We start from the raw sequence: 26417 nt of genomic DNA, 5'->3' as shown, positions 1-26417 counted from the left end.
TCCCCAATTAAACAGCCAGGCCAGGGGTTTATCCACTTCCGTATTGATGATTTTTGGCTCCTCAATTGTTGGGAATTTTCCCTTTATATTTTCTTTACTGGCATAGCCTTTTAATCCGTAAACATAGGGCAGTGCCCAGGCCGTAATATCATAGGTATTAGAATCGGTTACAAAGGTTTGTGGTTCTAACAAAACATGAGCGAGAATAGCCCTTGGCTGCTGAATGTTTACAATTAAATCATTCCGGGAGATACTAAAATTTTCTTCTTTCTGGCTATCGTAATCATAAGCCCTTCCAGTTTTATCGCCACCAAAGGCAAATTCAATCTTATTTTTGGCTAACAGTTGGGCCAGTTTTTTTAAGCGTGATAAATTAGTCGCTTTTATAATATAACTTTTATAAACACCCGGGCTATTGGCCAATTCCTGCTTGAAATATTTTTTATATTCTTCTAATAATTTCTGATGGTTTAAAGAAGTTACCTCGAGGGTAGACATTCCTGTGGTAAAATGGTGTGCAATACGATCTTTTAAGGTTAGGGTATCTCCATCATTGGTTACAACAGATAATCCAGCCCTGATACCACCCTGTTCATAAGTCATACCGATTGATCCATTATATAAGGGATAAGTATCTCCATAAGAAGGATAAAGCAGATCAAAACGTTCTTTTGTAAAATATTGCCAGCCTTCGGCATCAAAGTATTTAGCATTGTTTTTACCTACAACCACCTGAAAACTTTTTTGCCAAGGTGTAATGTCTTGATGAACCGGCTCTGCTGCAGGTGCGAAATAGTAAGGCTCATTATAACTCTGCTCATGAAAATCGACATGTACCTGGGGCATCCACTGGTTATATAAGGCCAGCCGTTGCTGACTTTCAATCTGGGTTTGCCAGGCCCAGTCGCGGTTTAAATCGAAATAATAATGGTTTGGCCTGCCGCCTGGCCAAGGTTCAATGTGTTCCCTTGATGAGGGATCAGCATTAGGTGTTTTCCCAACTACACTGTTAAAATAATTCACGTAACGGTCTCTTCCATCGGGATTTAAGCAAGGATCAATTACCACAACGGTATTTTTTAACCATTCATTTGCGGGCTTGTTATTACCCGAAACTAAGGTGTAAAGCATCTTCATGGCGGTTTCAGTAGAGTTAGCCTCATTACCATGTACATTATAGCTTAACCAAAGTATTGCAGGCTGATTGGTTAAATCGATGGTACTATTGCTGCCCGTTGCCAAAACCAAATTGTTACTCCTAACCTGTTCCAGTTTGGTTATATTTTCTGGTGAAGAAACAATAGCTACCATTAACGGCCTGCCCTCATTGGTTTTACCATATTCAATCAGCTTCATATTGTTAGCAGAAGCCGCAGCAGTTTGCCTAAAATAATCGGCTACTTTATAATGAGGGGTAAAATGCGAACCTAACTGATAACCTAAAAAATCGTCTGGAGATTTTAGTTGTGCCTGCACAAAAGAAACCGCACCGAGCGAGATTAACCAGAACGTTAAGAGTCTTCTCATAAGAAATAATTTTACCTAATGTACAAATTTTGTTTTTTGTTGTCGCGAAAGCTTAATTTTACATCATATTTTTTACTATAAGCATGATTACAACCGAAAAACTATACGACTATTACCTTAAAAACCCTGTCATTTCTACAGATACGAGAAACATTACACCCGGTTGTATCTTTTTTGCCCTGAAAGGAGATCTTTTTAATGCAAACCAATTTGCCGCGCAAGCCTTAGAAAAAGGCGCTGCATTTGCCGTAATTGATGAAGAAAAATATGCGCAAAACGACAGGTTTTTACTGGTTGAGGATGTACTAATCAGCTTACAGGATCTGGCGCGCCATCACCGCAAACAACTTAATATTCCGGTGATCGGTTTGACTGGCAGCAATGGAAAAACCACTAGCAAAGAATTGATAAACGCAGTTTTATCCGAACGGTATAAAACCTTTGCCACCTTTGGCAACTTAAACAACCATATTGGTGTTCCCCTATCTATACTATCCATTACCAATGATGTGCAGGTTGCAGTAATTGAAATGGGTGCAAACCACCAGAAAGAAATAGCATTACTTTCTACTATAGCACAGCCTACCCACGGCATTATTACCAATGTGGGCATGGCGCATTTAGATGGGTTTGGTGGGTTTGAAGGCGTAAAAAAAGGTAAGGCCGAACTTTATGCCTATTTAAAGCAGACAAATGGTTATACTTTTATCAATCGAGACAATCCGCACTTGCTTGAAATGAGTACGGCAGCTGGTTTAAATAAGCTTATTTATTATGGAACAGAAAACGGCAATACCATTAAAGGAGAACTAAAAAGCAGCGATCCTTTTATCGAAGTGAACTGGACCAATCATGAAGCTTCATCATCAGTAAAAACCAATTTAACAGGCAGTTATAATTTCGAAAATATCCTGGCTGCAATTTGCATAGGAGACTTTTTTGACATGTCGCCTGAAGAAATTAATACGGGCTTATCAAATTATCAGCCAAAAAATAACCGTTCACAACTCACCAAAACTGAAAAAAATACGGTAATCTGCGATTTCTATAATGCCAATCCAAGCAGTATGGCAGCGGCTTTGAAAAATCTTTCCATAATATCAGCACATAAAAAGACGGCCATTCTGGGCGACATGTTTGAATTAGGTGCTGAATCACATCACCAGCACGAGCTCATAGTTAAGCAAGCAAATGAAAGTGATTTAGATCAAATCATTTTTATCGGGAAGGATTTCTATACGTTTAAAGATGTTTTTAAAGGCATATATTTCCAAACGCCCGCTGAAGCTGCTCAATACTTACAGGAAAACTTAGTTCAGAATCATTTAATATTGCTAAAAGGTTCGAGGGGAATGAAGTTGGAAAGCCTGTTAAAATACTTGTAATTACTTAGAATACTGAATTTCGTACCTTTCGCCAGTAATTTCCAAACGTTCAGGTTTTATTTTTTCCGGATAGCTAATCAATAATATCCGTTTTAAACTTTTTTGTGGTTCTAAAGTTGTTTTAGTTTTCGCAGGTATTGAAACCACCGTAGCTTGGTACACAAAAGAAACGGGATTTTACCAGATTCACATGATCCAATAACGAAACTTGTGAGAAATCTATATCAACGGTCTCGTTTGTTTTATTGGTCACTTTCATCTTTACGCTAACAAAAGTATAGCCTTTTTTAGCAACTATCCTGGTGTTTCCTGTGGCTTGCTGGCTTGCAGAACTCAATCCATAAACTTCATATTCGATATTATTTTTGTAGTTGAAGTTATTTTTGGCTGGACTAAGTTGATAGATGGTCACACATGATGAAAATATTGTGACTAAGCCTAAAAAAATTAATCTAAAAAGCGCTATTTTCAAGAGTTACCAATTAATTGTTTAGGGATTCGCTTACTGTTAAACCAACATCACTTACTTCCAAGAGTGGATTATCACGCATATTCTGCTCAATTTCTATCTCAAACTTGCCGTTTCGTGGAAAATGATAGTTGGTTAACATGGGTAAGGTATAATTAAATACATTTCCAGAGCCACTACCTAACCATTCGCCATCATTTTTAGCCAATTTGTATTGATAACGTTTGGTTACTACCTTTTTACCATCCTTGAAATGGGCCAGGATAAAAATATTGGCATATTTATAATTTGCAGTATGCCTTAATTTAAAATAAATATTATAAGCTTTGGTGTTATCTTTAATGTCAAATGTCGTAGAAACATGGTTTCGATAAGTCCACCTGCGATCGGCAATTTCTACATTGCTATCAACTAAACTGTCGGTACAGCCCACAAATAGTGTAACCATCCATAAAAAGGCAAGCAAAATGATTTGCCTTTTATTCAGCAGCAGGTTTATTTTCTGAGCCATTATTATTGTTTCGGCGGTTATTGTTTTTCCTACGGTTATTTCTGTTTCTATTTTTGCTCTGCTCTGGCTTAGCACCTTCTGTGGCAACATTTCCTTCGGCTTTAGCTACAGGCTTTGCTCCTTGCTGTTGCTTTGCTTTGTTATTTTGAGGCTTTGGTCCATTAACATGCTGTGGTTTTGGTACTGCTTGTTGAGGCTTTTGACCAGAATTTTGCTGCGGCTTTGCGCCATTAGATTGTTGTTTTCCGCCTTGTTGTGCTTTTTGCGTACCTTGTTGAGGCTGCTGACTCCTGTTATTTGCCCCTGTACTTTTCTCTCCGGCAGCAATTCTTTCTCTTTTATTTTGGTTATTGTTTCGGTTATTTTTTTGATTATTCCTGTTCTGGTTGTTTTTACCACGAGAGCGTTCGTCTAAACGGGTTAAACTATCCTGACCCACAACATTTTCGTAATCAAATGATTTCTCTACAACAACAGGTGCAGCGATCTGAACGGCTTCTTCTTTTAAGTTTGGTGCTTTTTTACCTGCCTTATTCATCGCCATGATCTCTTTTACACGTGCAGCTTTAACCGGAATCCAGTTTTCATCACCCTGATAACTAAACCACATGATTTTTTTGAAAATATCGGTTTTCTGGTGACGGGCGTAACCAGCTTCAGTGTCCAGGTTTTCAATTCTATCCGGAATGTCTTTTAAAGCATCCAGATAAGTATCCAGCTCATAGTTTAAGCAGCATTTTAATTTACCGCACTGCCCTGCAAGCTTCAAGGTATTTAATGATAAATTTTGATATCGGGCTGCAGCCGTAGATACGGTTTTGAAATTGGTTAACCAGGTAGAGCAGCATAATTCGCGACCGCAAGAACCGATTCCACCTAAACGGCCAGCTTCCTGACGCATTCCAATCTGGCGCATTTCAATCCGGATACGGAAACTTTCCGCCATCTTTTTAATCAGCTCGCGGAAATCCACACGTCCATCAGCAGTATAAAAGAAGGTAGCTTTTGTTTTGTCAGCCTGATAATCCACATCGCTGATTTTCATCTGCAAACGCAGATCCAATGCCAGTTTTCTTGCTTTGTGCATGGTTTCCCATTCCATTCCTTTGGCGGCATTCCATTTTTCCACATCAGCTTCTGTAGCCTTACGATATATTTTTTTGGTTACCTGATCAAGCGTGGTTTTGCGGCGTTTCATCTGGATCCGCACCAACTCGCCAGTAAGCGAAACATGCCCTACATCAAAACCACCCGTCGGCCCTTCAACAGCAACAAGCTCTCCAATTTCGAGATAAATGTTATCACTATTGAGAAAAAACTCTTTACGTGAGCCCTTAAACTTGATCTCTGTAACCTGAAAAGGTTTATAATTAGAAGGCATATCCAAATTAGACAGCCAATCGTGCACTTCCATTGTTTGGCAACCACCGGTGCCGCATGAGCCATTACTTTTGCATCCATTAGGGGTGCAACCACCACCTGTTGAACAACTTCCACATCCCATATTAATTGTATATATATTGAGTCCCCGCAGGGAGCGTTTTAAACTTGATAATTTTTACCAATTGTAAAGATACATCTAAAAACAGAATTTTCGGGTTTGCGTTTCTTTCAATGTGGTAATGTGCCTTTTCCAATTCGCTGATAATGGCCTCTGCCATGGGCAGGGTAAGCACGTGTATACTGAGTTTTTTAGCGGTTTCAAAGGTTAAGGGAGGTAGTTTCACCAATTCTTCGGCACCACTTAAAATTAAACAGCATTCGCGTAAATAATTTACACCATACTTTAAAAAATTCTTCTGGTTCTCTCTTCCCCATTTCGCTGCATCATCCGTAAAGTCGATCAAATCGGGCACTTTATTGCCAAAACCCATCCTAAGCCAGGCCGTAAATGTGCCAGAACTGTCGCTCTGTGTATCTGCTGCAAGTGCTTTTGCTTCAATTAAATTTCCATCGGCCAAAAATGAATAATCAATAGCCTGATGCTCCGTTAATCCGCTGGCATTTAATAAATATCCGGTTACCTCTTCTGATGAAAGTTTTGTGATTTTCACAATCTGCGTTCTGGATAAAATGGTCGTTAAAATCTGATCCTGACTTTGCGCAATTAAAATAAATAACGTATTTGCAGGCGGTTCTTCAATTAATTTTAACAGCGCGTTTCCGGCTTTATCCAGGTATTCAGGAAGCCACATAATTAAGACCTTCGTTTCGGCTTCAAAGGCTTTATAGCTTAGTTTTTTTATAATATCATGGCATTCGGCGATGTTAATATTGGCCTGTTTATTGGCTGCATCAAGTTTGGAACGCCAGATATCCATATCAAAGTAGGGATCATGCATTAACATACCCCGCCATTCTTCCAGCACATCCACAGCTGTTTTTACACTTGCCGAAGCAAAAAAAGGATAGGAGAAATGCAGGTCGGGATGAATTAAACGTTCGTATTTTCTACAACTCGAACATTCGCCACAGCTATCATTTTCGCCTTTATTAAGGCAATTGATGTATTGCGCATAGGCAATAGCCAAGGGTACAGCTCCGGAACCGGCAGGCGACAAAAATAGCTGCGCATGGCTAATGCGGTTTTCCTTAACCGTTTGCACCAATTGTTGCTTTACTCTTTCCTGTCCGATGATTTCTTTAAACTGCATTTGGTGCAAAATAAGAAATAGATATGAGATTCGCGCATAAGTGATGCCGAACCTATTTCTTAATTGTATATTTTAGAATCATTATTACTTTTTGTTAGAAGCAAACATTACAGTCATGAAATAAATTAATTCTTCCCAACTAATTTTTGAATAGAAAATAAGTTTATGAAAATATTTAAAACATTTAAGCCGAAGCATCCTGTTATCAAAAAGTATATCAGTTACTATTATCTGGATGTGTGCGACAGTGAAGATTACTTTAATGAATATACCTGCTATCCACACATCAATACAACGCTTTCATTTTACAAAAGCAACATCTTTGAACAAAACAACAATCATAGTACGGCTATTTATCGCGAAAACACCCCGTATCTAAAGGTAATCACTCCTATAAGAGAATCTATATTAAAGGTTACACAAATTGGTAAGGTCCACAAAGTAGCAGCAGTATTCGAGCCTTTGGGTATTAACCAATTTTTAGCAAACCAGAAGATAGTAGAAAAAATACCCAGTATTTTTAATGTATTTAACCCTGATATTGATGAACATTTAAGTGAAGTTTTCAACACATTTGATGACCACAAAATTGTAACTACTCTAGATGCCTTTTTTTTAACCCGCTTATCTATCTTTCATAACAAGCACTTGGAAAAAGCGCTGCATTTTTTTTTGGATATTGACAATATCCAAACAATAAATGAAATAGCAGTGAACAACTTAGGCATTAGTAGAAAACATTTAAACCATCTTTTTATTTCTTATCTTAACATTACGCCTCAAAAATACAGGATGATTGTTCGTTTCAGGTACCTGATGAATGCGAGGATGCAAATAAGTGATGATGTAAATTTCACCAAACTTGCCTATTACGCAAACTATGCAGATCAATCACATTTTGTAAAAGCCTGCAGGCAATTAACCGGGCTAACTCCAAAAGATTTTTTTGATTCTTTAAAAGCTATTGGTTCGGAAGATATTTTTTGGTCATTCATTAAATAAAGGAGGTTACATTTATACAATTTTACAACAATATCCTTATCGTTATTTGTATTTCATAAAGAACAGGACCATGAAATGTATATTATTAGTATCAATAAGTTTAGCTGTTAGCAGTTTGTCTTTTTGCCAGACAAAAATCAAAAAAGTATTTTTTTCGAAAGTTTTAAATGATAGCATACACTGTAATATCTGGTTACCCAAAAATTGGAATGCAAATGGCAGGTATCCGTCTGTTTATTTAAATGCCTACGGAGCACTAGGTGGCGGGAATGGCATGTTGGTGGCAGCCAACATTAATAATTTCGTAAATAACCTGCCCCCTTCGGTAGTTATAGATATTACGTCAGGCCAAATGGACAAAATGGATTATAATTACGAAACCGGAGAGACCGGAAAAACCGGAAAATCTTTTATTGAATGCTTAAAAACAGAACTGATTCCGCATATAGAAACCGACTATAAAACCACCAATTTTAGGGCCTTTATAGGCCAGTCCTATTCATCAAGTTACGCCAATTATTTGTTTTTAAAACAACCGGGTTTATTTAATGCCTATATTTTATTTACCCCTGAAAAAATAACAAAAGAACAACCTCCTTTCGAAATAAGCGATGAATTAATTGCTTACTATAAAGCACATCCAACCTTCTATTATCTTGCTCCTGCCGGAAAAGACATAGAGCGAAGAAAAGATTATGCCAATGAAATTAAACAAAAGATAACAGTACTGGATTCAGCTAACTTTCATTTTAAATATGAGCTTTTTCCTGATGCAGGGCACAACGATATTGTATCTTATGGCCTTTTGAACGGATTAAAGTTTGTTTATTCTTCTTACTCAATTGCAATACCCAAAAATGTAAATGATATTACTAAATGGTTCGACGATACAAAGAATAAAGTAAAGGAAATATATGGACTGGAGTATATAAAAAACTCAAACTTGCAGGTTTCTTTAATTAATGCCATAGCAGAACAAAAAGACAAAAAAGCAATGGATTATTTTGCCGGATATTTTAATGATACCACCGCCAAGGATAATTCTCTTATGCTCTTTAATACTGCCTATACTTACCAGACAGATTTTACTGATGTTGAAAAAGCAAAAGAATACTACTTAAAATCTATTAACGAAGCCAAAAGGAAAAACAACAGAAACGCCAGCGATAACGCATACAGATCTTTAGCGAAAAACCTTTATTGGCAACATGATAAAAATAAAGAAGCGGCCTGGAGAACATTAAAAGAAGGTTTCGAATACACTAAATACTATGCATACAAATATATTGCAGGTAAAATTTCTGTTGAAAGCAAATCTAATTTAGATGAAGGAATTGCAAATTTGTTAGATTTCATAAAATACCGAGGAACAAACCCACCGGACACTTTTTATACCGTAAGCGATGCCTATTTATTAATAGCAAAGTGCTATTATTATAAGAACAACAAATACAATGCAAAGCTTTACCTTAATAAGTCGCTTAATGAAAATTCAAAAAATGAAAGCGCCAAAAGATGGAAAACAGAAGTAAAAATGTAACTTATTGATTGCATTTGTTTGGGCTTTTAATTTCACCACATCAGGTCAAAGTAATGGTGTAACAAATCCTGTCGGTTTTTAAAAATCTGCAGGATTTACCAATTATTTCAAAAAGCTTACCTTTGCCATTTATTTTTTAAATGGTGGTAAATGCTTTACGCCATATACCCAACGCTTAACATTTATGGCAAGGATCCTCGCATTTGATTATGGAACGAAACGCATCGGCATTGCCGTAACTGACCCTTTGCAGATTATTGCAACAGGTTTGGATACCGTACACCCTAAAGATGCGATTGAATATATCAAAAAATACATGCTTACCGAGCAGGTTGAGGCCTTTGTACTGGGCGATCCTAAACAAATGGACGGTTCTCCGTCTGATTCGGCACAGCACGTAAAAGGCTTTGCTACACTATTAAAAAAATCTTTTCCCGATATCCCCAGGCATTGGGTTGATGAGCGTTTTACTTCTAAAATGGCCCATCAGGCCATTATGCAAAGTGGCTTAAAAAAACTGGACAGAAGGGATAAAGATAGGGTTGATACCATTGCCGCAACCATTATTTTACAATATTTTATGGAAAGTAACCGTTTATAACCAACAAATGAGCCTAATAAACGACGATTTACAAAATTTACTGATTGCCTACTGCGAGCCTGAAAGCGAATTGCTACAACACATAGACCGCGAAACCAACCTTAAGGTTTTAATGCCCCGCATGCTCTCTGGTCACTATCAAGGACGGGTATTAAGTATGCTCAGCAAATTGATTTCTCCAAAAAGGATTTTGGAAATTGGCACTTTTACCGGTTATGCCACCTTATGTCTTGCCGAAGGATTAACTAAAGATGGCCTCATTTATACGCTTGACATTAATGAGGAACTGGAAGACATGGTTCGCCATAACTTCTCCAAATCGGCCTATAATAATCAGATTAATTATATCCTTGGCGATGCTACCAGGACGATAGCAAGTTTAGATGAAGTTTTTGATATTGTTTTCATCGATGCAGACAAGAAAAACAACGGTACCTATTACGATCTGATTTTTGACCGTGTTCGCCCAGGCGGGATGATCATTGTTGATAATGTATTATGGAGTGGAAAAGTACTTCAGGATAAACAGGATAAAGACACCAAAAATATTACTAGTTTTAATGATAAAATAGCTGCAGATGAACGTGTTGAGAAATTGATTTTACCTGTACGGGATGGTTTATTTGTAATCAGGAAGAACTGATAGTGGCATATAGTTAATGGCTCATGGCCTTCTAAGCTAAGGCTATCAACCGTTAAAAACCATGATCTATTAACCAAAAAAGAAATGAAAAAAACCCTTACTTTTTGTTTGTTCCTTTTAACCGGAATGATCGCGAAAGCACAAGATACTGACAACTATATAGCTGAACATGCAGCATATGCACAAGGCTTAATGCATGATTATAAAATTCCGGCCAGTGTTATTTTAGCTGTCGCCATACATGAATCTGCTGCTGGAAACAGTAAAATCGCGCAACATCTCAATAACCATTTTGGCGTAAAAGGACCTAACAACAATCTAGAAATCCGCTCCTCATACCGCGATTATTTAAATGCCGATGAGTCTTATAGTCATTTTGTAGAGATGATGGAAACCCGTGAGCCTTTTAATAATCTTTTCGAAAAATACGATCAGTACGATTACAAAGGTTGGACTTATGGTATCCGTCGCTGTGGTTATGCCCGTAGTAGAAGCTGGGCCAGTCAGGTAATCGGCTTAATTAAAAAATATGAACTCTATCAATACGACGAGCGACCAGAGGGATATGAAGAACCAGTTTATGAAGCACCAGTTCGCCACAGGGTAAAAAACAGAAGAACAACAAAAATATATACTGTCAAATCTGGCGATAACTTAAGTATTATTGCCAAAAAGAAAGGTATAACCGTTAAATCCCTTATGCGAAAAAACGGCATTAAAAAGGCAAACTTAAAACCAGGACAAAAGTTGAAGTTATAATTTCATTTCACAGTTTGCAATTTCAATTAACCAATCAACCGATTTAACCATTAACCTTATATGCGTTCCTATCACCATTACCTTATCATCGCGGCAATACTTGTTCTTTTTAGCTCTTGCGGTTCCAGGAAGTTTTCTAAAAACAACAAACAGATTGAAAAAGCAGCCAACAAAGCCAATAATAACGCTTACAAAAGCTATAATACCTTAAGTTATATCGATGAGTTTAAAGGTGTGGCCATAGAAGAAATGAACTCGGCCGGTATCCCTGCAAGTATTACTTTGGCACAGGGAATCCTGGAGTCGGGTAGTGGAAACAGCGATTTGGCCAAGTATGCCAACAACCACTTTGGTATTAAATGTACGTCAGATTGGAGGGGAAAAAACTATTTCCGTGATGACGACCAGAAAAATGACTGTTTTAGGGTATATAAAGATGCACGGGAATCGTTTAGAGATCATTCTGAATTTTTAAAGCGTAAACGCTACAGTTTCCTTTTTCAACTGGATAAAAACGATTACAAGAGCTGGGCGCAAGGATTGAAAACAGCTGGTTATGCAACCAATCCAAGATATCCAGATTTGCTCATCAATACGATCGAAAAATATCAGCTTTACCAATACGATCAACCAGAGAGCGAAAAGCAAAAAATTGCCCGTGAGGATCGTGTCTTTTCAGAAATCAATCAAAATATCCCCAAGGAGAAGGTTAAATTTACCCCAGTTGAAACGCCACCGCCAGGTGCCAAACCGATTCTTGCCGATGGCACATACACGGTTGTGAAAGGCGATACCCTATATAATATTGCAAAACGCTTTAATTTAACGGTTGAGCAGTTAAAAATGCTGAACGAAATGACTACAGACGCCATTAAGCTTGGTCAGACACTTAAGGTTAAATAATGTTAAGTGCAAACATAGCCAGCAAGATATTTGTAGTTTTGTAATTGAATGAAATTTTTTATTCCCTTTATACTTGTTTTTGGCTTCTCGACGTGGCTCCATGCACAAAACAGACCTGTGCAGGGTATTGTTATTGATAAAGAAACCAAGCAGCGTTTGGCTAAAGTTTACATTTATAATATCCGCACAGGTGATGGTTTATATAACAATACAAAAGGCGAGTTCAGCACTTTTGCGCTTCCGGGCGATACCTTGGTTGCGGCTTTATCGGGCTATGGTGTAGATACCATTGTTTTTAAGGGACAAACTGCTGCATATTTTCAACTCAGATCGCTCGGTATCAGACTCCGTGATGTAGTGATTCAACAAAAAAGATTGAGCCCGCAGCAGCAATATGAAAAAAATGTTCAGGAATACCGCTACCAAACCCTGAAAGGAAGTAGTAAAGATTTATTGAACCTAGGCAATGGCGGCGTTGGTTTAGGTATCGATGCGATTTACAACCTATTAAGCAGACAAGGAAGAAATGCCCGTCACCTGCAAAAAGTATTGGAAAAAGATTATCGTGAAGACCTGATCGATTACCGTTTCAACGCCAACTTAGTTAGCCAGGTACTTGGCATAAAAGATACCGAACTGACTGATTTTATGCAGCAATATCGCCCCACTTACCAATTTGTATTAGAGGCCACAGATTATGCTTTCAATCTTTTTATCAGGAACGCCTATAAAAGTTACAGGTTAAACCCTAAGGCGCTTCAATTACCTGCATTGCCAAAAATAACCATTGATAAGTTGTGAATGCTCCAATCCTGATCATTAAAAAACTACCTGCAGCAGGTATGGCCATCTTTCCATTTATCTTGTTAAAATCGGCAGGGCTTAAAAACGATCGGGAGATTATTAATCATGAGAAAATTCACTTGCGCCAACAGCTGGAATTGCTTGTGTTTCCGTTTTATATCGTATACCTGCTCAACTATCTGATCAACCTGATCAAATACAAGAAACATAATCTGGCCTATCGGAATATTGTTTTTGAAAAAGAAGCTTACACTTATGAAACTGATTTGGATTACCTCAAAAATGGTAATTGGTATGGCTGGCTTAAGCCGAAGTGATATTAGTGTATCTACTTTTACCTCAATAGTTGTTCTGGTAATCATTTTGTTAAATGCTTTTTATCTCTGAAATTTTTCTTTTTCTTTGTAGGTAATGAAGAACTGTTTAGCTGCCATCATCCTGATTCTAAGTTTCTGCTCTACAAAAATATTTGCTCAGGAAATTGATACTATTCCGATCAACACTAAAGACTTGAATATCAAGTTAAAGCGTAGTCCTTTGCCAAGCAGGCAGGGGCCTTTAAACTTTGAACCGGTAAAAATTAAACCTTTGGTTGTAAACGCCAAGATTAATTACTGGAAAACAAGAACCAATATCGGCATCAACGTTAACCAGGCCCAGTTCAGTAACAACTGGAAAGGGGGGGGTACTAACTCCGTGGCAGTTGGAGGGCTTTTAAACTGGAAGGCAGAATATAATAAAGACAGCTATAGTTATGTAAGCGAATTGGTTTTACAATATGGCAAAATCAAAAATAAAGATCAGTTGCAAAAGAAAACCAACGACCGTATTTTTTGGGACAACAAGGCCTCGTTTCAATTATCGAAGAGCTGGTTCTTCTTTGGGTCTATAAGCTTTGAATCCCAGTTTGACAAAGGTTTTAGGTATTACCGAGACGGAAATGGCGATGAACAGCAGGTTTTAATTTCAAAATTTATGGCTCCTGGCTATTTAACGGAGTCAATCGGTTTTGAGTATAGACCGGTGAAGTACTTCTCTACCCGTATAGGTACTGGTACGGCAAGACAAACTTTTGTACTTGATACTGCCGTTTATGATAATAAAAACGAAGTATACGCGGTAGAAAAAGGCAAAAATTTTAAAAATGAGTTAGCTTTTCAGATTGTAAGTGCTTTTGATAAAGATATTTTCACCAATACCAACCTTAAAGCCAGGTATGCCATGTTTATCCCTTATAAGGATTTCAAGATGAGCAAAATCGATCACAGGTTAGACGTTGCATTAACGGCAAAAATTAACCGTTTTATGAACACCAGCTTAACAGGTGTTCTCCTGTTTGATGATGATACCGGCACCAACAAAATACAAGCGAATCAAACTTTAGCACTTGGCTTTGCCTTTACCTTTCCGAGGTAGTTATTGGGTGTAAATAAAGAAACACTGTGCAAGCAGTGTTCTTTAATATTTGCCTCGCAATACGCTCATCAAATAGTTTTAAGCCCCTCCACCAACCTTACCTAATTCCCAATAAGGCATGGTAACAATCTGCCTAAAGCTTATGCCCTTTTGTTTCAGGTACTTTTTAAAATGCTGTATCGATTTTGCCCTTCCGGTTAGATAAAAAGTAGCGTTTTGCCACATTTCCCAACATAATGGGTGCATATTTTCCATCCAATTAATGGCATTTTTAGCTGGAGCATGGATATCAGAAGGCACTACATCAATTAATAGATTTAGCTGTTTAACTGAACAAAAATTCTCTTCCTGCAATTCCAGAATCCCAAAATATTCTACATCTTCATCAACCACTTTCTTTCCAAGCGATTCATATAAACCAAGGCTGGTTTCATCACCAAAAAAGAAATGCTGGTTAGCACCTTCTTTATATTTAATTCTGGCCCGGTCTACAATGAGTTTTAAATGATCTCCTTTTTGAATGTTCACCGCCAAACTATGCCCTGGCCCTTGCCTATTTAAATAAAAGATAATTTCACACGTTTCCTCCGTTTTATCAAAGGATGATAGGGTATAATGCCGATATTCGTTTGCATTAACCCTTAACAACACTTCCATTCCGGGAATAAATCCAGCATCGAAGAAATTGCCTTTAAAGGCAACACACTTTAAATTGCTGCTTAACATTTTAGTTTCTACAACCTCTACTTGATATATTTTATTGCTGATCACTTTTTCCATAGTGTTGGCCAGCCATGAAGGTAATTTGGGCACTGTATCTATTTGTTTAGTAACTTTGAACAAAAGTAGTTGTCTAACAAATGCACCTTTTTATACCAAAAGGATTAAAATTTATATCAAAAGGATTTTATGGCCTTAAACATTTACGATAGTAATGATAAATATTATGTTGTAGGAAGTAAGTTCGACATTTCTCAATTTAATCAACCATTGGTAACAGAGCGGAGGGATAAATACAGTTTTCCTTTTGGTGATGCTGAACTTGTAGAAATCGCTTTTTCGGGTATTTATATTGTTTACGGCGATATGGTTGTGAAACAGAGCCGCCTGCGCATTAAATCTTTTGACGAACCAGATATGGTAGAACTCCATTTTGCACTCGCTGGTGGGGGCATCATGGAAAATTACCTCACCAATAAACGGCTGGATATCAGGGTAAACCAGCATAATATTATTTACAGTCCTGATTTTGACGGGATGGCAGAATTTGATACCGGTCCACATAAATTTTTTGAAATAAATTTCGAAAGGTCACGTTTTGTTGATTTAACCAGCGAAAGCAGCACCCTGCTAAAGAATTTTGCAGAAAACATCATGAACAGCCGTCCGGTAGAGCTTTCTTCAGAAAATTTGCCCATTAGTTTAGCGATGCACAGTTGTATAAATGATATCATGAACTGCCAGTTTACCGGTGGGTTAAAATTATTGTTTCTTCAATCTAAATGTTTGGAATTGCTCGCATTACAGGCGCAGGCATTTGAAGAGGCTGCTAAAAAAACAAATACTTCCATTAAGTCTAATTACGATAAAGACCGTATTTATTATGCCCGCGAATATTTGTTGGCAAATGCCAATCATCCGCCTTCTTTAATCGAATTGGCAAAAATAGCAGGTATAAATGAGTTTAAATTAAAGCAAGGTTTTAAAGAGGTATTTCAGAATACTGTTTTTGGTTACTTAGGCGATTATAAACTGATGCGGGCAAAAGAACTCTTAAATGATGGCAGCAAAAACATTAAGCATATTTCTGACGAATTAGGTTATTCTTCGGTACAGCATTTCAGCAGTGCTTTTAGTAAAAAATTTGGCGTAAGTCCTGGTAAAGCTAGGTAGTTTAGTTCCTGATCTCAAATGATCGTCACCCTGAACCGAGGCTTGTCGAGCTCACCGAAGGTAATTTATTCCAGGGCCTTAACCGCACGAAAGATGCTGAAGTAATACAATAACTAACTATCGGATCAACATAACGAAGGAGTTTAAGCCTTCTTCTTTTTTTTCTTGAGGTCTAGATAATCTACATAATACAAAACCTTTACCGAAAGGCTATTATTCTGAGGAGCATTTAAAATTCCGCTTAGGTTTTTGTTGTAACGCTGTGTGTAAAAAGTATCATAAGTTTCTGCCGCATCCTTATACGAAACAGAAAGGGTGCTACCAGGTGCAAACTGCCAGGTATAAATTAAATCAATATTAAATACATTATAATTTCTATCCATTCCTGTCAACGGCGCACCTTGGTAGCTTGTTAAATGACCATCAGGATTTAACAGGTAAAATTCTTTATTTCTTCTATCACTCCAATAATGTCTTAATACAACAGTTATTCCCATTAAATTGGTAAAGGTGTATTTGGCATCGAAAGAATTTTCTACCGTCCTGCGGTCATATTTAGAAAAAATGGCCTGGTTCCCTTGTGCCGTTACCCAATTTACGTAATCGTAGTTAGGGTTAAAATTCAAGTCTAGTCCAAAGGCAACCTGATCATTCTGCCTCAGGTTCTGAAAAAGGTAAAAGTTATATTGCCTTCCGCCAAATAGCTGCTGTTTAAAGTAGCGTAGATTTCCACCAAAATTGTAGGCTTTAGCGCGGTTTGGGTTTATATAAAGACTGATACCGTAATTTTCCGGCGCACGGTATAACTGCCCGTTGCGTGCCTCGTAAAAATCGTTACTTTTTCTTTCCCAGCTTAAATCTAATTCTGCTGACCATTGATTTTTAAACTGTACCCAATACCCTGCATTTGTACTTGTTTTTTGATAAACACTTGGTATTGCCCTGCGCGAATAGTTTAAATTAATCCAGCTTTCAAATTGATTGTACCATTTGCTAGGTTTATACATGTTGTAACCAATGCCTACCCGCTGATCTAAAAAGTTGTTATTGGTAAAGAAACCCATATCTGATGGATCAAATTTATCATCAGCATATACCTGATTGTAACTCCAGGTAAAGTTACCGCTCTGTTTACCAAACCGCAATGTATAACTATATCCCGTGCTTGATTCTTCTCCCCTTAAATAACTCATTTTACCACCGCCATTTACGAAATACTTATTGCCTTTATTATTTAGATTGAAAAGCAAAGCACTCACGTTGGCATCGTAGGCCGCGCCTTGTCTCAGCACGTTGGTGTTGATAAATGTAGCCGAACTATTGTTTTTCAATGACTGATCAAAAACCAAAATATTATAATTGGTAAGCGGTTGCGTTTCCACCATCCGAATGTTGCTCTGAGCATCCTCAATCTCGGTTTCCATACTACTGGTAACTGCATTAAAGATACCAATACCAAGGCCTTTTGCTGTTCGGCCTGAAATCTTTGTGGCATTTAACACTTTCGCCTCTGTTTGATCTTTTAGAATTTTATCCGTGCTGCCTATTTCACCATAATTATAATAAGATGGTATAGAACCGATCCGTTTGGAATAAAAAAGATCGCCTTTGTTAAACAATTCAGTCCCCTCAGTGAAAAACTGCCGATTTTCATTAAATTTCACTTCAAAAGGGGTAAGATTTAATATCCGGTTATCAGATTGCACCTGACCAAAATCAGGCACCAATGTCATATCAAGCGTAAAACTGTTATTAATTCCATACTTCACGTCCATCCCGCCATTAAAACGCGAAGTTGTGTTTTTTACGCCGGGTAAATTAACGGGGTAATGATTAATATAGGCCGAAATGTACGGCGAGAAAGATAATCTTAAAGGTGGTTTAACATCTTTTATTCCGGTCCAAAGTCCTTCCTGGTTAATAAAGCCATTTACTTTAGGGTCAACAAAATTCCAAAAGGTTTGCGTATTGCTCCGCTGTATCCTACGGCTAAAATTCAAACCCCAGTTTTGAATTTCCTTACCAGAAAAACGAAGGGCCGAATAAGGAATTTTCATTTCACAGGTCCAGCCTTTATCATCAATTTTAACTGCACTTTCCCATACCGCATTCCAGTTGGCATCTTCATCACCAACCTGCGAGTATTTAGCATCGAATTGAACGCCTGCAGCCGTAACAAAAAAACCATTTCCGTTCATCTTATCGTAGAAGGGATCAACAATGATCGAAATAAAATCGGCATTGCCAATATGATCCCTCGAAACCAATTCGTGCGAAACACTGTCAGGATGATCGTACATACGAGCATAAACATAAATGGCCACATCATCATAAAGCACTTTCATTTCAGTACGCCGATCATGAGTATCTATCTTTCCGGGATTTGGCCTGATCTGGATAAAATCAGTAGCAAGGGGAACGTTATTCCAACATTCATCATCCAAAACACCATCTATTTTGGGGCTTTGCAGCGTTCTTTTCGCTTCCAACTGGCGCTGTTTCGAAATATCCTGTGCTTGAGAAAAAACATAAGAAAATACAAAAAGTATAAGGAGGCAGCGTTTCATTCGTTTAGCTTAGTTAGATATAAGACTGCGCCATAACTGGAATGTTGCACCAAAAGACTAAATTAATATATCTCCTTAAAAGTTTTGACTTTGAGGTGCAGCAATTTACAAGCAAAATTTGATACATTTGCCTTTTATTAAAAACAACCAGCTTTTTGCCTTTGGCACGAAGCTTTTAGCTTAAAAAAAGATGTTTGATAATTTACAGGACAAGCTAGATAGAGCATTTAAAGTATTAAAAGGGCAAGGCAGCATTACGGAAATCAACGTGGCAGAAACCATGAAAGAAATCCGCAAAGCATTGCTGGATGCCGATGTTAATTATAAAACAGCAAAAGCCTTTACTGATGAGGTGAGGCAAAAAGCTTTGGGACAAAACGTACTTACCGCGGTTTCTCCGGGTCAATTGCTTACTAAGATCATGAACGATGAACTTGCGGCCTTAATGGGTGGCGAAGTTACAGAGTTAGAGACTAAAGCAAACCCCACTGTAATTTTAATTGCAGGCTTAAACGGTGCAGGTAAAACCACTTTTGCAGGTAAACTGGCTTTGCATTTAAAAGGTAAGGGTAAAAAACCTTTATTGGTAGCAGGGGATATGTACCGCCCGGCGGCTGTAGATCAATTGGAGGTTTTAGGAACCTCAGTTGGTGTGTCTGTTTACGCAAACCGTGCATCAAATGATCCTGTTGGTATCGCTTTAGAAGGTATTGCACACGGTAAACAAAATGGAAACAACGTCATCATTATCGATACGGCTGGTCGTTTAGCGATCGACGAATCGTTAATGAACGAAATATCTGAAGTTAAAACCAAAACTCAGCCACACGAGATTTTATTTGTGGTGGATTCGATGACTGGTCAGGATGCAGTGAATACGGCCAAAGTGTTTAACGATCGTTTAGATTTTACAGGTGTTGTGTTAACCAAATTGGATGGTGATACCCGGGGTGGTGCAGCCCTTTCCATTAAATCGGTGGTAAACAAACCAATTAAATTTATCGGTACCGGCGAGAAAATGGAAGCACTGGATGTTTTCTATCCAGATCGTATGGCATCACGTATTTTGGGTATGGGTGATGTGGTTTCGCTTGTTGAACGTGCACAAATGCAGTTTGATGAGAAAGAAGCTGCAGAATTGCAAAAGAAAATCCGTAAGAACAAATTCGATTTTAACGATTTCTACAACCAGATTCAGCAGATCAAGAAAATGGGTAATATGAAAGATCTGATGGGCATGATACCAGGTGTGGGCAAAATGATGAAAAATGTGGATATCCAGGATGATGCATTCAAATCAATCGAAGCCATCATTAATTCGATGACGCCTTTTGAGAAAGAAAACCCGGATAGTATCCAGCAAAGTCGCCGTTTACGTATTGCCAAAGGCTCGGGAAGCAAGGTAGAAGAGGTAACCAAGCTTATTAAACAGTTTGAAGATATGCGTAAAATGATGAAGCAGTTTTCTAACCCTGCAGCCGCAGCAGCCATGATGAAAGGTATGCCTAAAATGCCATTTGGCAGATAGGTTTTAGTGGAAAGGTTAAAGACCAAAGCTTAAAGCGCAATAAAATATTTTAAATATTAAATCCTGATCAGTAATGGTCAGGATTTTTTGTGTTATAGGTTTTGGAAATGAATGTCCGTATTTCATAGCGGGTTTGGCCCTGCTTTACCTGCTGCCGATAGAAGAAATAGCATTCGTCCAATCAGGTTTATTTAATAAGGGTCGGTAAAACCACTCCGATAATAGACACTAAAGCTTGATCTTTTTTTAAATAATCTGTATATTAGAATTAATATTCATCCCGAATAATTTACATCCGAATTTATTTTAATTAAAGTCAATGCTTGTAAAAACATACGGGAGTGCTGTTTATGGCGTAAATGCACTAACCATAACCATCGAAGTGAATATTAGCGCCGGCACCAAATACTATATGGTAGGCCTGCCCGATAATGCTGTAAAAGAGAGTTTGCAAAGGGTGGCCAGCGCCATTAATGTTTCAGGTTTTCGCATGCCTAAACAGAAAATAGTGGTAAACCTGGCGCCAGCCAACATGAAAAAAGAAGGATCTTCATACGATTTGCCTATTGCCATTGGTATTTTGGCAGCTTCGGGTCAAATCCCTGCAGACGAGCTGGAAGATTATTTTATTATGGGCGAACTTTCTTTAGATGGAAGTATCCAGCCCATAAAAGGTGCCCTTCCAATTGCCATCCAAGCACAACAGGATGGTTTTAAAGGTTTTATTTTACCTAAACAAAACGTTCGCGAAGCAGCCATTGTAAACGACTTAGTGGCTTATGGTGTAGAAAACCTGGCACAGGTAGTTGCTTTCTTTAACAAAAGCGAAGCGCTGGAACAGGTCAAAGTAAATACCAAAGAAGAATTCCTAAAAAACATCAACAATTACGAACATGATTTTGCCGACGTTAAAGGACAGGAAAATATTAAAAGGGCATTGGAAATCGCAGCAGCAGGTGGTCATAATGTAATTTTAATCGGTCCACCAGGAGCTGGCAAAACCATGCTGGCTAAGCGCCTGCCCACTATATTACCCCCTTTAAATTTAAATGAGGCTCTAGAAACTACAAAAATCCATTCCGTTGCAGGAAAACTGTCTGCGAGCGATGCTCTAATGACAAGCCGTCCGTACCGCTCTCCACACCATACCATTAGCGATGTTGCCTTGGTAGGCGGTGGAATCAATCCACAACCCGGAGAAATATCGCTGGCACACAATGGCGTTCTGTTCTTAGATGAACTGCCAGAATTTAAACGAACTGTTTTAGAAGTCATGCGCCAACCTTTGGAAGACCGCAAGGTCGCCATTTCAAGGGCAAGGTTTTCGGTAGAATATCCAGCCAGTTTTATGTTGGTGGCCTCCATGAATCCCTGCCCGTGTGGTTTTTATAATCACCCGGAAAAAGATTGTGTTTGTGCACCTGGTGTAGTTCAAAAATACCTAAGCAAAATATCAGGACCGCTCTTAGATCGGATCGATCTGCATGTAGAAGTAACACCTGTTGATTTTACAGAATTAGCCTCTATTTCGGAAACGGAAAGAAGTAACCCAATCAGGGATCGTGTAATTAAAGCAAGAGAAATTCAGGACATCCGCTTTGCAGATCGAGAAGAGTTACATTGTAATGCTCAAATGAGTCCTAAAATGGTACGCAAAGTATGCCAGATCAGTGAGGCTGGAACCAATTTACTAAAAACTGCAATGGAAAGGTTAGGATTATCGGCCCGTGCTTACGACCGGATTTTAAAAGTGGCCCGAACCATTGCCGATTTAGCCAACAGCGAAAATATAGAACTTGAACATTTAGCTGAATCAATCAATTACAGGAGTTTGGATAGGGATGGCTGGGCAGGGTAATTCTTGAACACAAAAAGCGGTTTAACTTGTTCCTTATCTTGATAAAGATCAAGTTTAATGATCAGCAGATAACATATACAATGAAATTTATCTACTTATTACTGGGATCATTCACACTTTACGTTATATGAGAAATATTATAGGCATATTGTTATTATTAATTTCTGTTCAGTTATTTGCCCAAAGCGATCATCCTCAAATCCCTAAAACAGGCATTAATATAAATGCATTTGTTCCAAAAGGATGGAAAATAATTTATCGGGCCAAAGGTGATTTAAATAAAGATCATTTACCTGATGAAGCGATCATTATCCAGAATACCAATCCAAAAAATATCATCAAAAACGATGGTATGGGCAGTGATAAACTGAATGTGAATCCCCGTATGCTTTTGGTTCTTTTTAAAACATCCGGCAATTACAGCTTACAGGCCCAAAACACCAATTTTATTCCAACTGAAAATAATGAAGAGAACACTTGCCTCGCCGATCCTTTAGAGGAAACTGGTGCCATCAACATAAAAAACGGCGCACTCATTTTAAGTTATCAATATTGGCTAAGCTGTGGCTCCTACTGGGTAAATAGTGTTGATTATACATTCAGGTTCCAGAATCAAAAAATGGAACTAATTGGCTTTGATTCCGAGAATTATAGCCGATCTTCTGGAGAACAAACCATTGCCAGCATTAATTTTTCTACCCGAAAAAAAAGTGAAACCTCTGGCGGCAATATGTTTAGCGACAAAACCAATAAACCAAAAATAGTATGGAAGAAATTTAATTGGGGCAGACTACTTACACTTGATGAGATGACGGAAGAACTTGCTCAAAAACTTTCAGAAATATAACATAAATCTATGCAAGATGCCTAACCTGAGGAAGATATTTTTTCTATGCTTTATATTTATATCGAGTCATTCGTTTGCACAAAAAATATTCCATCAGCCTGATGTAAAAGGTACATGGCAATATGTCTATCCTTTTAAAGATAAGAGTTATGTAATGGCTATACAATACATAATAGTTGATAGAGAACCGTCTAATGCCAATATCTATTTCGGTAAAAGCGGAAAAAGAGCACACAAAATTTTCTGGAAAGAAAATATTAATATACGTCAGTTTCAAAATAACATTGTTTACGAAGATTATAACAATGACGGTATAAAAGATCTGTTAATTTTCGAAGATACTGGTGCCAGAGGAGGCAATTCATTTTACAACCTTTATCTGGTCAATCCTAAAAATTATACCTTAACTAAGGTAAAAGATTTTAACAGTATCGTTAACCCCAGCTACAACAAAAAGTACCAGGTGATTCTAAGTTATGGTTTAACAGGTACTAATTATTATCAGCTGTATAGACTTAATAAAAAGCACATACCATATAAAATTGGCGAACATTTCAATGAAACTGACGATTTAGATCTGGATAAAAAAATCGCCTCAATTTTAAAGAAAACAATAATTCAAAGCCACGGATCAAAGAGATAAACAATTTACATATCAATGAACATAAAAAAATCACTAAACTGCTCTTATATGCCTTTATTTTGGGGCCTATCGTAGTAGTATTTGGTATTAATTTGTTTGTTAACATCAAACTGACCCATCGATTTACTTCAACGTGCAAGACGCATCAAAAGCCAGGGTAGCCATTATTTAGGAGCGGGAATAAACAACAATAAGCCTAGCAAAAATTTAAAAGACAGGCTTAATGCTGGCATTAAACTCTATAATAATCATAAAATTGATAAAATTTTGCTTTCAGGAGATAACGGTAGCGACAAACACGATGAACTCACTGTAATGAAACTGTACTGCCATGAAAATGGTGTTGATACCAATAAAATTTATCTCGATTATGCAGGTTTTGATAGTTACTCTACGCTTTACCGATCAAAATTTATTTTTAACATAGATACTGCAATTCTCGTATCACAAAATTACCATTTGAATATATCTATATTGGCAATAAGCCAGGAGTAAAGTCTTATGGCCTATCAGGGCTACAGATACGCTACATTCAGAGCGTATTTGGCTATAGTAAAATCTTCAATTGACCTGATTACTGGCAGGAAGCCCTATTTTTTAGGTGAAAAGGTTAATTTTAACGGACCATCGAATTACACGAAAGAATAGGGTAAAATACCTTTATTTGTTATAGCACTATCTCCTAAAAAGAAAGTAGCAACCTTATAAAAGTTCAACCATTTAGTTAGCCAAATGAACAAGTTCTTTAAACTGAACAGTTTTAATATTTTGAACCAATCAGCACAGTTTGAAACCAGATGTTTAAATAGTTCAAACCAAAAAGACAAATCCCCCTAATAGTAACCTGAAATACAACAGTTTAAGTCACAAATTTAATTACTATTCCTTGCCAAACCCATCTTATTAACAGATCACCTCTTTCGTTTGGCATAGTCATTGTAATAGCGTTGTTACATTTATAACCTATTTAAAATTAAAAAGTGAAAGAGATGAAAAAAACAGTTCAAATTTTCGGCATGCTTTTAATAGCATTAACCGTAATGGTGTCGTGCAAAAAGGATACCGATCCGGCAGATCGCGATTTCTTTGTTGGCACATACAAAGGATCAGTTTCTTACCGCAATGGCCAAAATACAATTACCAGCAGTGATGGAAAAGTTACTGTGAGCAAAGTTGGCGAAACTTATAATTTTTATTTTGGTAATAACATTCCTGATATTACAGGCGTAAAGTTTGAGAAAACCGGCGACAACAGTTATGTGAGTATTGGCTCAGGTGTAACAGGTATCAGTATTGATGCGAGCAAGCTTAAAATTTTGGTTTCAAAAGACGGGCAAACCTGGACAGCAGATTGTGATCGATAAGCAGAAATAATTAAAGGTAAGGCCTGGTTCGTAATCAGGCCTTATTTTTTGCTCCTTTCCTTCCTTCTGAACGTCAAAAAATAATTTTCATGCTTAATTTAGCTAGATTTATAGCATGAGTTTTGAATTAAAAACACACCTCGAAGAAATCATTTCCCTCTCTGATAAAGAGTTTGCGTATATATCAACACATTTCAAACCCAAAACGCTTAAGAAACACCAGTACCTCATCCAGGAAGACGAATTCGTCAATCACATTTATTTTGTAGTTAAAGGTCTATTAAAGGCCACCTTTACAGATGCCAATGGTAAGGAATATATTATCCAGTTTGCGATGGAAAATTGGTGGCTTTCTGATTTCAGGGCTTTCTATGGCCATGTCAAATCGATTACCAACATCAGCTGCCTGGAAAACTCCGAACTACTCTCCATCAGCAAAGAAAACCTCGATCAGCTATGCCGCGAAAGCCATAAAATGGAGCATTTTTTCAGGATAAAAAATAGTTTAGGTTATGTAGGTTTACAACAAAGGGTTTTATCACTTTTAACTACAAGCCCGAAAGAGCGCTTTGAACAACTTGCCCAACAGTATCCGCAATTGATGCAAAGGGTTTCTAAAACAATAATAGCAGCTTACCTGGGTATTTCAAGAGAAACCTTAAGCAGGCTATCCGCAAAGATGTGATTTCGCGCACATTAAATCTGTGATTGAAGTCCTTTGCTATTGAAACCGACAGCATTAATTTTGTGATACACTTAGCATAAAAAAAATGAATAAGAAAATTGTATTCGTGCTTACAAGTCACGACGAATTAGGAAATACAGGTTTAAAAACAGGTTTTTGGGCTGAAGAATTGGCTGCGCCGTATTATGCCTTAGCTGATAAAGGTATTGAAATTGTATTAGCGTCGCCAAAAGGTGGTCAGCCTCCAATAGACCCTAAAAGTGAAGACCCATCTTTTCAAACCGAAACTACAAAAAGAATGGATAAAGATGCTGCCCTTTTAGATAAATTGAAAAATACTACTCCATTGGCCGATATAAAGATGGATGATTATGATGCCATTTTTTATCCCGGTGGCCACGGACCACTTTGGGATTTGGCAGAAAGTGCAACTTCACAACAGCTGATTACCGAATTCTATACCGCTAACAAACCTGTTGCCTTTGTATGTCATGCTCCTGGCGTACTCAAAGATGTAAAGGTGAATGGTGAATATCTGGTAAATGGAAAAAATGTAACCGGATTTACCAATACCGAAGAAGAAGCTGTACAACTAACAAACGTAGTGCCTTTCCTGGTAGAGGATATGTTAATAAAGAATGGTGGAAACTATAGCAAGATAGCCGATTGGAACCCTTATGCCATAGTTGATGGCTTATTGATTACCGGACAAAACCCTGCCTCATCAGAAAAAGTTGCAGAAGAACTGTTTAAACTTCTTGCCTAAATTTAAATCCTCAACAGAGATTGGTTTCCCCCATTCCTGTTGAGGATTCCTA

At 37.7% G+C, this 26417-nt stretch carries 26 protein-coding genes; 19 read left to right on the top strand and 7 right to left on the bottom strand.

What is annotated here, in order from left to right:
- The coding region (locus PGN18_RS21925) for a M14 metallopeptidase family protein (RefSeq protein ID WP_335321714.1) at positions 1-1527 on the bottom strand (1527 nt) is incomplete at its 3' end.
- An 83-nt stretch (positions 1528-1610) separates the two neighbouring features.
- Here PGN18_RS21925 and PGN18_RS21920 point away from each other — a divergent pair.
- Positions 1611-2912: a UDP-N-acetylmuramoyl-tripeptide--D-alanyl-D-alanine ligase gene (locus PGN18_RS21920; protein ID WP_335321713.1), complete on the top strand. Its 1302-nt coding sequence runs from the start codon at positions 1611-1613 to the stop codon at positions 2910-2912.
- Positions 2913-3033: 121 nt separating this feature from the next.
- Here the strand turns inward: PGN18_RS21920 and PGN18_RS21915 are convergent, their stop codons facing one another.
- From PGN18_RS21915 to PGN18_RS21900, 4 genes are read right to left on the bottom strand one after another with little or no spacing between them, the layout of a single operon-like run.
- Positions 3034-3384 (bottom strand): hypothetical protein, encoded by a 351-nt coding sequence (locus tag PGN18_RS21915; protein WP_335321712.1) that lies wholly within the window; start codon positions 3382-3384, stop codon positions 3034-3036.
- Positions 3385-3394: 10 nt separating this feature from the next.
- Complete coding sequence (locus tag PGN18_RS21910; RefSeq protein WP_335321711.1) at positions 3395-3892, bottom strand: gliding motility lipoprotein GldH; 498 nt, start codon at positions 3890-3892, stop codon at positions 3395-3397.
- Positions 3861-5396, bottom strand: a complete 1536-nt coding sequence (locus PGN18_RS21905) for a PSP1 domain-containing protein (RefSeq protein WP_335321710.1) — start codon at positions 5394-5396, stop codon at positions 3861-3863. Before PGN18_RS21905 ends, PGN18_RS21910 begins: the two co-directional genes overlap by 32 nt.
- A 1-nt stretch (position 5397) precedes the next feature.
- Entirely contained in the window at positions 5398-6546 is a 1149-nt protein-coding gene (locus tag PGN18_RS21900) for a DNA polymerase III subunit (protein WP_335321709.1), read from the bottom strand.
- 165 nt (positions 6547-6711) lie between these two features.
- On the opposite strand from PGN18_RS21900, the gene PGN18_RS21895 reads away from it, so the two are divergent.
- The 9 genes from PGN18_RS21895 (at position 6712) to PGN18_RS21855 (ending at position 14214) form a co-directional block, all read left to right on the top strand.
- Positions 6712-7548 carry a helix-turn-helix domain-containing protein gene (locus tag PGN18_RS21895; protein WP_335321708.1) on the top strand — a complete coding sequence of 279 codons (837 nt, stop codon included), beginning with the start codon at positions 6712-6714 and terminating at the stop codon, positions 7546-7548.
- Between the two features lie 70 nt (positions 7549-7618).
- Positions 7619-9088 (top strand): alpha/beta hydrolase, encoded by a 1470-nt coding sequence (locus tag PGN18_RS21890; protein WP_335321707.1) that lies wholly within the window; start codon positions 7619-7621, stop codon positions 9086-9088.
- 184 nt (positions 9089-9272) lie between these two features.
- The gene (ruvX, locus tag PGN18_RS21885; RefSeq protein ID WP_335321706.1) at positions 9273-9689 is read left to right on the top strand and encodes a Holliday junction resolvase RuvX; all 417 of its coding nucleotides are present in this window, start codon (positions 9273-9275) and stop codon (positions 9687-9689) included.
- 7 nt (positions 9690-9696) lie between these two features.
- Positions 9697-10332 carry an O-methyltransferase gene (locus PGN18_RS21880; protein WP_335321705.1) on the top strand — a complete coding sequence of 212 codons (636 nt, stop codon included), beginning with the start codon at positions 9697-9699 and terminating at the stop codon, positions 10330-10332.
- 84 nt (positions 10333-10416) lie between these two features.
- Entirely contained in the window at positions 10417-11091 is a 675-nt protein-coding gene (locus PGN18_RS21875) for a glucosaminidase domain and LysM peptidoglycan-binding domain-containing protein (protein ID WP_335321704.1), read from the top strand.
- Between the two features lie 60 nt (positions 11092-11151).
- Positions 11152-11994 (top strand): glucosaminidase domain-containing protein, encoded by an 843-nt coding sequence (locus PGN18_RS21870; protein WP_335321703.1) that lies wholly within the window; start codon positions 11152-11154, stop codon positions 11992-11994.
- Between the two features lie 48 nt (positions 11995-12042).
- Positions 12043-12795: a hypothetical protein gene (locus PGN18_RS21865; protein WP_335321702.1), complete on the top strand. Its 753-nt coding sequence runs from the start codon at positions 12043-12045 to the stop codon at positions 12793-12795.
- Positions 12792-13115 (top strand): hypothetical protein, encoded by a 324-nt coding sequence (locus PGN18_RS21860; protein ID WP_335321701.1) that lies wholly within the window; start codon positions 12792-12794, stop codon positions 13113-13115. Before PGN18_RS21865 ends, PGN18_RS21860 begins: the two co-directional genes overlap by 4 nt.
- 94 nt (positions 13116-13209) lie before the next feature.
- The gene (locus PGN18_RS21855) at positions 13210-14214 is read left to right on the top strand and encodes a DUF3078 domain-containing protein (RefSeq protein ID WP_335321700.1); all 1005 of its coding nucleotides are present in this window, start codon (positions 13210-13212) and stop codon (positions 14212-14214) included.
- 78 nt (positions 14215-14292) lie between these two features.
- On the opposite strand, the gene PGN18_RS21850 is transcribed toward PGN18_RS21855, so the two are convergent.
- On the bottom strand, positions 14293-15027 hold the full coding sequence (locus PGN18_RS21850; protein ID WP_335321699.1) for a hypothetical protein: 735 nt from the start codon (positions 15025-15027) through the stop codon (positions 14293-14295).
- A 96-nt stretch (positions 15028-15123) separates the two neighbouring features.
- Between PGN18_RS21850 and PGN18_RS21845 the strand changes: the two genes are divergently transcribed.
- On the top strand, positions 15124-16107 hold the full coding sequence (locus PGN18_RS21845; RefSeq protein WP_335321698.1) for a helix-turn-helix domain-containing protein: 984 nt from the start codon (positions 15124-15126) through the stop codon (positions 16105-16107).
- Positions 16108-16250: 143 nt separating this feature from the next.
- On the opposite strand, the gene PGN18_RS21840 is transcribed toward PGN18_RS21845, so the two are convergent.
- Entirely contained in the window at positions 16251-18674 is a 2424-nt protein-coding gene (locus PGN18_RS21840) for a DUF5916 domain-containing protein (protein WP_335321697.1), read from the bottom strand.
- A 190-nt stretch (positions 18675-18864) separates the two neighbouring features.
- Here PGN18_RS21840 and ffh point away from each other — a divergent pair, with 190 nt between their 5' ends.
- The 8 genes from ffh to PGN18_RS21800 all read left to right on the top strand — a co-directional run bounded on the left by ffh (position 18865) and on the right by PGN18_RS21800 (position 26365).
- Entirely contained in the window at positions 18865-20202 is a 1338-nt protein-coding gene (ffh, locus tag PGN18_RS21835) for a signal recognition particle protein (protein WP_335321696.1), read from the top strand.
- Positions 20203-20521: 319 nt separating this feature from the next.
- Positions 20522-22060 carry a YifB family Mg chelatase-like AAA ATPase gene (locus tag PGN18_RS21830; RefSeq protein ID WP_335321695.1) on the top strand — a complete coding sequence of 513 codons (1539 nt, stop codon included), beginning with the start codon at positions 20522-20524 and terminating at the stop codon, positions 22058-22060.
- 127 nt (positions 22061-22187) lie between these two features.
- On the top strand, positions 22188-22907 hold the full coding sequence (locus PGN18_RS21825; protein WP_335321694.1) for a hypothetical protein: 720 nt from the start codon (positions 22188-22190) through the stop codon (positions 22905-22907).
- 154 nt (positions 22908-23061) lie between these two features.
- Positions 23062-23550, top strand: coding sequence for an XAC2610-related protein (locus PGN18_RS21820; protein ID WP_335321693.1), 489 nt, complete (start codon positions 23062-23064; stop codon positions 23548-23550).
- 117 nt (positions 23551-23667) lie between these two features.
- Positions 23668-24045, top strand: a complete 378-nt coding sequence (locus PGN18_RS21815; RefSeq protein ID WP_335321716.1) for a SanA/YdcF family protein — start codon at positions 23668-23670, stop codon at positions 24043-24045.
- Between the two features lie 494 nt (positions 24046-24539).
- Entirely contained in the window at positions 24540-24914 is a 375-nt protein-coding gene (locus PGN18_RS21810) for a hypothetical protein (RefSeq protein WP_335321692.1), read from the top strand.
- A 115-nt stretch (positions 24915-25029) separates the two neighbouring features.
- Entirely contained in the window at positions 25030-25599 is a 570-nt protein-coding gene (locus tag PGN18_RS21805) for a Crp/Fnr family transcriptional regulator (RefSeq protein ID WP_335321691.1), read from the top strand.
- An 85-nt stretch (positions 25600-25684) separates the two neighbouring features.
- Positions 25685-26365 (top strand): type 1 glutamine amidotransferase domain-containing protein, encoded by a 681-nt coding sequence (locus PGN18_RS21800; protein ID WP_335321690.1) that lies wholly within the window; start codon positions 25685-25687, stop codon positions 26363-26365.
- The last annotated feature ends 52 nt before the right edge of the window (positions 26366-26417 follow it).

The sequence above is a fragment of the Pedobacter terrae genome (assembly GCF_036946585.1).
GTDB lineage: Bacteria > Bacteroidota > Bacteroidia > Sphingobacteriales > Sphingobacteriaceae > Pedobacter > Pedobacter terrae_C.
This window is presented reverse-complemented; position numbering and strand designations above follow the sequence as displayed.

Bases quoted from the DNA above. Each gene is read 5' to 3' on its own strand.
- PGN18_RS21920 (WP_335321713.1), top strand. From the start codon at position 1,611: ATGATTACAACCGAAAAACTATACGACTATTACCTTAAAAACCCTGTC.
- PGN18_RS21910 (WP_335321711.1), bottom strand. From the start codon at position 3,892: ATGGCTCAGAAAATAAACCTGCTGCTGAATAAAAGGCAAATCATTTTG.
- PGN18_RS21905 (WP_335321710.1), bottom strand. From the start codon at position 5,396: ATGGGATGTGGAAGTTGTTCAACAGGTGGTGGTTGCACCCCTAATGGA.
- PGN18_RS21900 (WP_335321709.1), bottom strand. From the start codon at position 6,546: ATGCAGTTTAAAGAAATCATCGGACAGGAAAGAGTAAAGCAACAATTG.
- PGN18_RS21895 (WP_335321708.1), top strand. From the start codon at position 6,712: ATGAAAATATTTAAAACATTTAAGCCGAAGCATCCTGTTATCAAAAAG.
- PGN18_RS21890 (WP_335321707.1), top strand. From the start codon at position 7,619: ATGAAATGTATATTATTAGTATCAATAAGTTTAGCTGTTAGCAGTTTG.
- ruvX (WP_335321706.1), top strand. From the start codon at position 9,273: ATGGCAAGGATCCTCGCATTTGATTATGGAACGAAACGCATCGGCATT.
- PGN18_RS21880 (WP_335321705.1), top strand. From the start codon at position 9,697: ATGAGCCTAATAAACGACGATTTACAAAATTTACTGATTGCCTACTGC.
- PGN18_RS21875 (WP_335321704.1), top strand. From the start codon at position 10,417: ATGAAAAAAACCCTTACTTTTTGTTTGTTCCTTTTAACCGGAATGATC.
- PGN18_RS21870 (WP_335321703.1), top strand. From the start codon at position 11,152: ATGCGTTCCTATCACCATTACCTTATCATCGCGGCAATACTTGTTCTT.
- PGN18_RS21865 (WP_335321702.1), top strand. From the start codon at position 12,043: ATGAAATTTTTTATTCCCTTTATACTTGTTTTTGGCTTCTCGACGTGG.
- PGN18_RS21855 (WP_335321700.1), top strand. From the start codon at position 13,210: ATGAAGAACTGTTTAGCTGCCATCATCCTGATTCTAAGTTTCTGCTCT.
- PGN18_RS21845 (WP_335321698.1), top strand. From the start codon at position 15,124: ATGGCCTTAAACATTTACGATAGTAATGATAAATATTATGTTGTAGGA.
- PGN18_RS21840 (WP_335321697.1), bottom strand. From the start codon at position 18,674: ATGAAACGCTGCCTCCTTATACTTTTTGTATTTTCTTATGTTTTTTCT.
- ffh (WP_335321696.1), top strand. From the start codon at position 18,865: ATGTTTGATAATTTACAGGACAAGCTAGATAGAGCATTTAAAGTATTA.
- PGN18_RS21830 (WP_335321695.1), top strand. From the start codon at position 20,522: ATGCTTGTAAAAACATACGGGAGTGCTGTTTATGGCGTAAATGCACTA.
- PGN18_RS21825 (WP_335321694.1), top strand. From the start codon at position 22,188: ATGAGAAATATTATAGGCATATTGTTATTATTAATTTCTGTTCAGTTA.
- PGN18_RS21820 (WP_335321693.1), top strand. From the start codon at position 23,062: ATGGCTATACAATACATAATAGTTGATAGAGAACCGTCTAATGCCAAT.
- PGN18_RS21810 (WP_335321692.1), top strand. From the start codon at position 24,540: ATGAAAAAAACAGTTCAAATTTTCGGCATGCTTTTAATAGCATTAACC.
- PGN18_RS21805 (WP_335321691.1), top strand. From the start codon at position 25,030: ATGAGTTTTGAATTAAAAACACACCTCGAAGAAATCATTTCCCTCTCT.
- PGN18_RS21800 (WP_335321690.1), top strand. From the start codon at position 25,685: ATGAATAAGAAAATTGTATTCGTGCTTACAAGTCACGACGAATTAGGA.